This window comes from Neisseria shayeganii 871, assembly GCF_000226875.1.
Classification (GTDB): Bacteria; Pseudomonadota; Gammaproteobacteria; order Burkholderiales; family Neisseriaceae; genus Eikenella; species Eikenella shayeganii.
This window is the reverse complement of record NZ_JH164926.1, coordinates 981,468-990,289: the sequence shown is the minus strand read 5'-3', so window position 1 is coordinate 990,289 and position 8,822 is coordinate 981,468. Positions and strand designations below refer to the sequence as shown.

The following is an 8,822-nucleotide window of genomic DNA, read 5'->3' as shown; positions in this document are numbered from 1 at the left end:
GAATCTACCGTGCGGGATTTTTTTGGTTCAGGTAGCCTGGGCAGGCGCCCCCTGCCGATGCTTATTGCGGCAGCCAGCGACGGATGGTGCGGTCAAGGCTGCCGGACAGTTTTTCCAAGTGCAGGAATTGGTCGACATAGGCTTTGAAGCGGAAGTCGCGGTCAGGAATCAGCCAGCCGTTTTGCGCCGGGCGCAAGGGACGGTCGGGGTTGACGCCGCAAAGTACGCCCTTGTGTTCGTGGCTTTTTACAATGGCTTCGGCAGCTTCGGTCACGAATACGTCGGCGCGGCCGTCGATCAGCTCTTGGAAAATGGTGAGGTTTTCCGGATGCATGGTCAGGCGGGCATGGGTGAGCACGGTGCGGGCGAAGTTTTCATTGCTGCCGCCGGGGTTGGCCACAATGCGCACTTCGGGGCGGTTGATTTGCTCGACGGTTTGGTATTTGCCCACATCGGCGCAGCGCACGAGCGGGGTTTTGCCGTTGGTGAAATAGGGTTCGGTAAACAGGGCCTGTTGCTGGCGCGGCAGGGTAATGGAAATGCCGCCAACGCCGATGTCGCATTTGCCCGAGGTAAAGTCGCTCATCAGGGTAGGCCAGCTGGTTTTGACGATTTCCACCCGTGCGCCCAAAGATTTGGCCAGGGCGTCCATTAGGTCGTTATCCACGCCTTCGAAACGGCCGTTGTGGTCGAAGCTGAAGGGTTTGTAGTCGCCGGGGGAACAGACGCGCAGGGTTTTGCTTTCCATGACGCGGTTTAGGGTGTCGGGAGCGGCGGGTGTTTGGGCGTGGGCGGCCAGGCTGAGGCTGCCCAACAGCAAGGCGATAGCGGTTTGTTTCAGCATGATGTGCTCGATAGAGGGGAAAACGGGCGGCATTGTAGCGCGGGGTTTAAGCTTTTAAAAACTTTCATAATGGCATTATGTGCTTATTAATTCTATTTTTCAGAATTTAATGCCTATTAAAAGTAATTTTTGGCGTCAAATTTTATGGATATGGCTGAGATGAGGCAAATCTGTTGAATTGTTTGTGGCGAACAGGCTACCTGAAAGTTTCAGGTAGCCTGTTCGGGCGTTTGGATACGTCGGATGCGACGCTGGCCGGCCGCTTCAATCAAAGGGCCGCTTAGTCCCAATCTTCGGCAATCAGGCGGATGGTGTTGCCTTCGGCATCTTCGAGGGTCAGCCGGTGGCCGCTTAAGCGGTAGTGTTGGAAGCGGCGGAAGTGCTGGCTGAAAGCCTGCTCCAAATCCATGCGGCCCGGGCAGTGCATGCGTGTGGCGGCGACGGGGCCGATGTTCAAGCTGCCGCTTGCCCGCAGGGGATGGACGTCGGCTACCTGAAACATCAGGCGGTTGCAGCCCATGTAGGCACCGCCATGTGGCAGGGCACTCAAGTCGAGGCGGGCTTGGGCGGCGGTGAGCGTTTCGCGGGTGAAGCCGGGCCATTCGCTGACCATCCAAACCCTTTTGAGGCCCGGTTCGGCAACCTGCTCCGGAGCGGCGGCGCAGGCACCGAGCAGGCCCAGACAGGTGAAAAGCGGCAGCAGGGCGCGGTAATCAGTCATGGCGGATTCCTTGTTTTTAAAGGGCAAAGCGCAGGCGGCTACCGAGGGGCATTTTTCCACTTGGCCAGCGTTCTCAGGCCCTCTTGACTATATTGTATTGCTCGACGGCTTGTCTCTGTCGTGGTGGCGCTTGCATGAAGCACTTGTCCCATACTGCATCCTCCATTTGGTAGTGAGAAGCGAACCCTTAATGTCTGGGGCTATACACCTGGGGTAGAAAGGCATCGCAGTGGGGGCAAAATTCTCAGGCTACCTGAACGGTTTACGTTTTCAGGTAGCCTGTTGACACAATGAGATGGGGATTAAATCCGCATCGGCATCACGATGTATTTGAAATCGGGGTTGTCGGGGATGGTGAACAGGGTGGAGCGGTTGGCGTCGCCGAAGGCCAGCTGGATGTCGTCGGAATGCACGTTGCGCAGCACGTCCATCAGATAGCCGATGTTGAAGCCGACTTCCAATTCGCCGCCCTGATAGGCGATTTCCAATTCTTCGCGCGCTTCTTCCTGCTCGTTGTTGCTGCACAAGACGCTGAGCAGGCCGGGGCGCAGCTGCAGGCGGGCACCGCGGAATTTTTCGTTGGCCAAAATGGCGGCGCGCTCAAGTGCGCCGAGCAGGTCGGCTCGGCTAAGCTGGAAGATTTTGTCGTTGTCTTGCGGAATCACGCGGTTGAAATCGGGGAATTTGCCGTCCACCACTTTGCTGACGACAACGGTGTCGTTGCAACGGAAGCGCACTTGGTTGTTGAGCAGTTCCACGGTAACCGGCTCGGCGGGGCGGTTGAGCAGTTTAAACAGCTCGAGCACGGTTTTGCGCGGCAGAATCACTTCGGCCTTGGGCAGGTTGGCATCAATCACGGCGGCGGAGTACGCCAAGCGGTGGCCGTCGGTGGCCACCAGACGCAGGCTGTCGCCTTCTACCTGCATCAACAGACCGTTGAGGTAGTAGCGGATGTCTTGTACGGCCATGGCGTACTGCACTTGGGAGAGCATGTTTTTGAAGGTTTCCTGCGGCAGGGTGAAGGCAGAGACCACTTCTTCGCCCACGCTCATCAGGGGAAAGTCTTCTGCCGGCAGGGTTTGTAAGGCAAAACGGGATTTGCCGGCTTTAAGGGTAAGGCGGTTTTGCGCCCAATCCAAGGCCACGATGGCGCCTTCGGGCAGAGCGCGCAGGATGTCTTGCAGCTTTTTGGCATTGGTGGTGATGCGGAAATCTTCGGCATCGGTGTGTGGGCCGTGGGTGTGGATTTGAATTTCCAAATCGGTGGCGAGAATGTTGGTTTGGCCGTTGCTGCGCTCGATCAGCACATTGGACAGAATCGGCAGGGTGTGTTTGCGTTCGACAATGCCGGTCACGGCTTGCAGCGGTTTGAGCAGAGTGTCGCGTTCGGCTTGTAAAATCAACATGGTAAATCCCTTCGGATTAATTTTTGATTAAGATCAGGAGTTTTTCGTAATCTTTGGCCAGCTCGGGCTGTTTCTCGCGCAGTTGGCCGGCTTTTTCCACTGCGTTGATGACCGTGCTGTGGTCGCGTTTGCCGAAGGCCTCACCGATGGCCGAGAGGCTCAGGTCGGTCAGGTCTTTGCACAAATTCATCGCGATTTGGCGCGGGCGCACAATGTTTTGATTGCGTTTTTTGCCGATGAGGTCGCTGTCTTTGACACCGTAGTATTTGCCCACGGTGGCGATGATCAGTTCCGGCGTAATCAGCTTATGCTTGCTGGCGACAATGTCTTTTAACGCATCCGCGGCCAGTGCTTGGTCGATGGGCTTGCCGGTAAACTGACTGCGGGCCAGCACGCGGTTAAACGCACCTTCCAGCTCACGCACGTTGGAACGGATGTGTTTGGCAATAAAAAAAGCGGCCTCTTCGCTCAAATCCGCCCCGGAAAGGGCGGCTTTCTTCTGCAGAATCTGCACCCGCATTTCCAATTCGGGCGGCTCCAGCTCCAGGGTCAGCCCCCAAGAAAAACGGGATTTGAGGCGCTCGTCCAACTCTTCAATCAGGGTGGGCAATACGTCGCAGGTGAGAATGATCTGCTTTTTGTGGCTGTGGAAATGATTGTAGAGATGGAAGAATTCTTCCATGGTGCGCTCTTTGCCTTTGATGAACTGGATGTCGTCAATAATCAGCAGATCGTATTGTTTGTATTGCTGCTTGAAGGCTTCGTAGGCATTGTTGCGGAAGGACGACATCATATTGCGCAGATAGTCATCGGAGTGCATGTAGCGCACTTTGGCGCGCGGATTGAGGGCGAGCACACGGTTGCCGATGGCCTGCACCAAGTGGGTTTTGCCCAAGCCCGTGCTGCCGTAGAGGAAAAACGGATTGTATTGGCTTTTGCCCAGCGATTCGGCAATCGACTGTCCGGCGGCCACGGCCAAGCGGTTGCCTTTGCCCTCCACCAAGCTTTCAAAGGTATAGTCGGGCGACAGATTACTCTGTTCATACCATTGTTGCTGCTCTTCTTCTGCTGCGGTTTTGGATTTGCTGCTTTTTTTGGCGGCGGCCGGTTTGGCTGGCGACGGGGTTTCCGCCTTGCCGGCGCTGTTCTTTTCGCCGCCGGTTTCGTTGGCTAAAATTTGATGTAGACGGGCGGCCACAATGTCGACAGCGCTGCGCTGGTCTTTTAATTCGGCTAATTCGGCAGGAGCCGCAGCCGAGGCAATGGCTTGTTCGTTTTTTTCTTCAACTCGGCCTTCCATGGCATCGAAGGCCGGCCGCATCCCGGCGATGGCGGCATTGGTATTAACGGCATCCGTTTCGCCAGCCGCGCGCTCGTACTGACGGCCCCGGCCCTTTTGCAGCAGCAGGGTGGGCGGGTTTTCAGGTAGCCATTGCTGCATCAGGCTGCGGATTTGCGGTGCATAAGTTTGGCGCAGCATATTCAATACGAACACGCTGGGGGCATAAACCACCCACTCCCCGGCATCGGATTCGCCCACGCTCAAGGGAGCAATCCAAGTTTGATATTGCTTCTCCGGCAGCGTGTTGTGTAAATGATGCAGGCAGCGGGGCCAGAATTGTTCGAGCGTCATCGGATGGAGATTCGGGAGGGTCAAGGCCGCAAGCGGCAGGGTCGGAAAGGTCGGCGGATTATACCGAAAATGCAGCCTGCCCGCTATGGCGGTGCGGCGCGCTTTTTACTTGTTTCCAGATTGACAATCCAGCCGAAATCGGGTGTAATCCGCAGCTTTAGATTTCGAATCATCTGTTAGGAAGCACCCACATGAAACGCACTTACCAACCTTCTGTGACCAAACGCAAACGCACCCACGGCTTTTTGGTGCGCTCCAAAACCCGCGGCGGCCGCGCCGTCTTGGCCGCCCGCCGCGCCAAAGGCCGCAAGCGCCTGGCCGTATAATTGTGGATCGGGGTTTCGGCAAACGGTACCGCCTATTAAAAACGGAAGAGTTTTCTTCCGTTTTTGCTTTGCGCAGGCTAAACAGCAAAACAGCGGTGCAGGTTTGGCAAATACCCAACGGCTTGCCGCATCCCCGTTTGGGCTTGGCGGTGCCCAAGAAAACCGCCAAACGCGCCAACCGCCGCAACTACATGAAGCGGGCCGTGCGGGAGTGGTTCCGCCTCAACCGCCACCGCTTGGCCGCCAACGACATTGTGGTCAGGGTACGCCAGCCTTTCAATGCAGCAGGCCGTGCCGAAGTTTGGCGGCAGCTTGATCAAGCCGTCGAGCATAAACACCATGGATAAAATTTTGCTCGGGCTGATCCGTTTTTACCGCTACGCCCTCAGCCCGATGTTGCCGCCGCGCTGCCGTTACACGCCTACCTGTTCGCAGTATGCACTGGAGGCCGTACAGAAATACGGTGCCTTAAAAGGCGGCTGGCTGGCTTGCAAGCGCATCTGCCGCTGTCACCCTTTGGGCGGCAGCGGGCATGATCCGGTGCCTTAACCCCGCCCTTTGGACAGACTCAAATGAAACGTCTGTCCAGCCGCCGCATCAAAACACACCACACCGCAGCTTGCCGTGCTCGAAACAGACACGGCAGCCGCCTTAACTTAAGCAAGGCTACCTGAAAGCCATTCAGGTAGCCTGTCCCGATACCAATACGGAACGCACATAATGGACGAAACCAAACCCTCCGATTTCAAACGCATGCTGGTGTTTGTTGCCATCGCCATGGCCGTGATGCTGACGTGGGAATACTTTTTCCCCAAACCGCAACCCGAACAGCCTGCCGCCCAGCAGCAAACTGCGGCCGCACAAGCGCCCGCCATCGGTGCCGACTTGGGCAAAACCACGCCGGTAGCGGTTCAGACCGACACCTTCCAAGCAGTCATCGACGAGAACAGCGGCGATCTGCGCGAATTGGTGCTGCAGCGCCACAATGCCACCGGCGATGCCGAGCAACCCTTTACCCTGCTGACCAACAGCGAACGGCACAAATATGTCGCCCAGTCGCTGCTGTTGGATGCCGACGGCCAATACCTGCTCAAAGACGTCCCCTTCCAAGCCAGCCAGAAAACCGAAGGCCAGACCACCGAAGTGCGCCTGAGTGCGCCGGAAACCAAGGGCGTGCAGGTGGACAAAATCTACACCTTCCGCCAAGGCAGTTATTTGATCGATGTGCGTTTCGACATCACCAACGCTTCCGACAAGCCGCTTAAGCTCGACAGCGTTTACCGTCTACTGCGCGACAACAGCGAGCCGGAAGGCGCCGGCTTCTTCGACCAAACCTACACCGGCCCCGTGGTGTACACCCCCGAAGGCAAATTTCAGAAAGTGGCGTTTGACGATTTAGACAGTGATTACGAATCGCGCAAAGACCAGGCCGATTACGAACGTACCGCCACTTCCGGCTGGGTGGGCTTTACCCAACACTACTTCTCCTCCGTTTGGGTGCTGCAGCCCAAAGACGGACAGAGCATCTGCCAAAACGGCCATTGCCTCTTGGACGTGAAACGCCGCAGCGACAATCTGTATTCTGCCGGCGTGCGCGTGCCGCTGCCGGAAATCGCGCCGGGCCAAAAACTCAGCTTCCCCATCGGCCTGTATGCCGGCCCGCAGGAATATTCCGGCATGATCCAAGTGGCCGACAATTTGGAGCTGATCAAAGATTACGGCAAAACCCATTTGTTCGCCTCGCCGCTGTTTTGGCTGCTGAATTGGTTGCACAGCCTGGTCGGCAACTGGGGTTGGGCCATTGTGCTGCTCACCGTGATCGTGAAAGCCGCCTTGCTGCCGCTGACCAACGCTTCCTACCGCTCGATGGCCAAAATGCGTGCCGTGGCGCCTAAGCTGGAGATGCTGAAAAAGCAGCATGGCGACGACCGCATGGCCTTACAGCAGGCCATGATGAAGATGTACCGCGACGAGAAAATCAATCCGCTCGGCGGCTGCCTGCCCATGCTGTTGCAGATTCCGGTGTTCATCGGCCTGTATTGGGTATTGTTTGCTTCGGTGGAGCTGCGTCAGGCCTCCTGGGGCTGGATCAACGACTTGGCCCGGCCCGACCCGATTTTCGTGCTGCCGGTGCTGATGACGGTGACCATGTATGTGCAAACCCTGCTCAATCCGCCGCCCACCGACCCGATGCAGGCAAAAATGATGAAGATCATGCCCTTAATGTTCTCCGTGATGTTCTTCTTCTTCCCCGCCGGCTTGGTGCTCTACTACGTGGTAAACAACTTGCTGACGATTGCCCAACAGTGGTTTATCAATAAACGCTACAGTAAAAAATACCCCGCTGCAGCATAAGGACAACAGGCTACCTGAAAGCTTTCAGGTAGCCTGTTTTGCCGATGGCGCCGCCCGGAGAAATTTTGGCGCCAAACCGTGTTTTTCCCTGCGCTTGGGAGTAGAATACGCTCGGATAAAGTTTTGGCTCGAGGCCCTCGATCGGCGCCGGCAGAGCTGCCTCGGCAGCAGCAGACAGTTATTGTTTTACCGTGTCATTTTTCCATCCACCTATCCACAAAAGGAACACCCTATGGCAGAAAAACAACTCAAACCTTTCGAAGCCGTCAATCTCGGCGATAAAAAAGACCAGCTCAGCGTGTTTGAGGAAAAAGTCTTGAAGCATGAAGGCAAAACTTCCTGCGAAAACTCTTCCAGTGCCCCGCTGCCGGAAAGCTATCCCTACCGCACCCGCATCAGCCGCCGTGTATACGAAAAAGAAAAACGCATTCTGCAAATCGAGCTGTTGAAAGTGCAGAGCTGGGTGAAAGACAGCGGCCAGAAAATCGTTTCCGTTTTCGAAGGCCGCGATGCCGCCGGCAAAGGCGGCACCATCAAACGCTTTATGGAGCACCTCAATCCGCGCGGCGCCCGCGTGGTGGCGCTGGAAAAACCCAGCGAGCGCGAGCGCGGCCAATGGTATTTCCAACGCTACATCGAACGCTTGCCCACCGCCGGCGAAATGGTGTTCTTCGACCGCTCTTGGTACAACCGCGCCGGCGTGGAACGCGTGATGGGCTTCTGCGAGCCGCACGAATATCTGCAGTTTATGCGCCAGGCACCCGAATTGGAGCGTATGTTCGTCAACAGCGGCATCCATCTGTTCAAATTCTGGTTTTCCGTATCGCGTGAAGAACAGCTGCGCCGCTTCCTCTCCCGCCGCGACGACCCTTTGAAACATTGGAAGCTGTCACCGGTGGACATCGAATCGCTCGACCGTTGGGACGACTACACCGAAGCCAAAAATGCCATGTTCTTCCATACCCACACCGGCGACGCGCCGTGGACCATCATCAAATCGGACGATAAAAAACGCGCCCGCTTGAACTGCATCCGCTATTTCCTGCATTCGCTGGATTACCCGGGTAAGGACGAACAAGCCATCGGTCAGGTGGACCCGCTGATTGTACAAGTGCCTAACGCACAGTTTAAAGACAATTTCGACTTGATTGCCGACTAAGCCCTCCAACACCATACAGGCTACCTGAAAGCAAGCCTCGCCTACTTTCAGGTAGCCTGTACAGCAAATATCTTCATCTTTGCCATTATGCCGCCTTTATCCGGGCGGCATTTTTTGAGCCCGCTTCTGCTGAAAAAGCGCTTGAAGCCTTTGCAAAATCCCCATCTGCGGTACATTTCTGCGTTGTGCGTTGATGCCCTGGGGTGCAGCCCACTCTTTTGCCCACCGTGTGATATGTCTGCCCACTGGGATTCCTAGCGTTCACATTCGCGGCTCAGATACGCCTTGAACTGCCTCCATATCTGGAGGTTTTGCAAAGGTCTCGGGCTACCTGAAAGCAAGTCCGTATCTGATGCCACTTGTCCTGATCTATTAGAG

Annotated in this window: 9 protein-coding genes; 5 read left to right on the top strand and 4 right to left on the bottom strand. The window is 56.2% G+C overall.

Annotated features, from left to right (window positions below; all coding sequences use genetic code 11):
* Positions 1-61: 61 nt before the first annotated feature.
* From HMPREF9371_RS04525 to dnaA, 4 genes are all read right to left on the bottom strand, one after another.
* Positions 62-844 (bottom strand): transporter substrate-binding domain-containing protein, encoded by a 783-nt coding sequence (locus tag HMPREF9371_RS04525; protein WP_040660801.1) that lies wholly within the window; start codon positions 842-844, stop codon positions 62-64.
* A 280-nt stretch (positions 845-1,124) separates the two neighbouring features.
* The gene (locus HMPREF9371_RS04520) at positions 1,125-1,565 is read right to left on the bottom strand and encodes an META domain-containing protein (RefSeq protein ID WP_009118754.1); all 441 of its coding nucleotides are present in this window, start codon (positions 1,563-1,565) and stop codon (positions 1,125-1,127) included.
* A gap of 302 nt (positions 1,566-1,867) precedes the next feature.
* Positions 1,868-2,971 carry a DNA polymerase III subunit beta gene (dnaN, locus tag HMPREF9371_RS04515; protein WP_009118753.1) on the bottom strand — a complete coding sequence of 368 codons (1,104 nt, stop codon included), beginning with the start codon at positions 2,969-2,971 and terminating at the stop codon, positions 1,868-1,870.
* A gap of 16 nt (positions 2,972-2,987) precedes the next feature.
* Positions 2,988-4,604, bottom strand: coding sequence for a chromosomal replication initiator protein DnaA (dnaA, locus tag HMPREF9371_RS04510; protein WP_009118752.1), 1,617 nt, complete (start codon positions 4,602-4,604; stop codon positions 2,988-2,990).
* Between the two features lie 191 nt (positions 4,605-4,795).
* Between dnaA and rpmH the strand changes: the two genes are divergently transcribed.
* The 5 genes from rpmH to ppk2 all read left to right on the top strand — a co-directional run bounded on the left by rpmH (position 4,796) and on the right by ppk2 (position 8,444).
* Positions 4,796-4,930, top strand: coding sequence for a 50S ribosomal protein L34 (gene rpmH / locus HMPREF9371_RS04505; protein WP_002214728.1), 135 nt, complete (start codon positions 4,796-4,798; stop codon positions 4,928-4,930).
* 2 nt (positions 4,931-4,932) lie between these two features.
* Positions 4,933-5,277: a ribonuclease P protein component gene (gene rnpA / locus HMPREF9371_RS04500; RefSeq protein WP_009118751.1), complete on the top strand. Its 345-nt coding sequence runs from the start codon at positions 4,933-4,935 to the stop codon at positions 5,275-5,277.
* On the top strand, positions 5,270-5,479 hold the full coding sequence (gene yidD, locus HMPREF9371_RS04495) for a membrane protein insertion efficiency factor YidD (protein WP_009118750.1): 210 nt from the start codon (positions 5,270-5,272) through the stop codon (positions 5,477-5,479). Before rnpA ends, yidD begins: the two co-directional genes overlap by 8 nt.
* Before the next feature lie 171 nt (positions 5,480-5,650).
* Positions 5,651-7,285, top strand: a complete 1,635-nt coding sequence (gene yidC / locus HMPREF9371_RS04490) for a membrane protein insertase YidC (RefSeq protein ID WP_009118749.1) — start codon at positions 5,651-5,653, stop codon at positions 7,283-7,285.
* 232 nt (positions 7,286-7,517) lie between these two features.
* Positions 7,518-8,444: a polyphosphate kinase 2 gene (gene ppk2, locus HMPREF9371_RS04485; RefSeq protein ID WP_009118748.1), complete on the top strand. Its 927-nt coding sequence runs from the start codon at positions 7,518-7,520 to the stop codon at positions 8,442-8,444.
* Positions 8,445-8,822: the final 378 nt, after the last annotated feature.

Bases quoted from the DNA above. Each gene is read 5' to 3' on its own strand.
- HMPREF9371_RS04525 (WP_040660801.1), bottom strand. From the start codon at position 844: ATGCTGAAACAAACCGCTATCGCCTTGCTGTTGGGCAGCCTCAGCCTG.
- HMPREF9371_RS04520 (WP_009118754.1), bottom strand. From the start codon at position 1,565: ATGACTGATTACCGCGCCCTGCTGCCGCTTTTCACCTGTCTGGGCCTG.
- dnaN (WP_009118753.1), bottom strand. From the start codon at position 2,971: ATGTTGATTTTACAAGCCGAACGCGACACTCTGCTCAAACCGCTGCAA.
- dnaA (WP_009118752.1), bottom strand. From the start codon at position 4,604: ATGACGCTCGAACAATTCTGGCCCCGCTGCCTGCATCATTTACACAAC.
- rpmH (WP_002214728.1), top strand. From the start codon at position 4,796: ATGAAACGCACTTACCAACCTTCTGTGACCAAACGCAAACGCACCCAC.
- yidD (WP_009118750.1), top strand. From the start codon at position 5,270: ATGGATAAAATTTTGCTCGGGCTGATCCGTTTTTACCGCTACGCCCTC.
- yidC (WP_009118749.1), top strand. From the start codon at position 5,651: ATGGACGAAACCAAACCCTCCGATTTCAAACGCATGCTGGTGTTTGTT.
- ppk2 (WP_009118748.1), top strand. From the start codon at position 7,518: ATGGCAGAAAAACAACTCAAACCTTTCGAAGCCGTCAATCTCGGCGAT.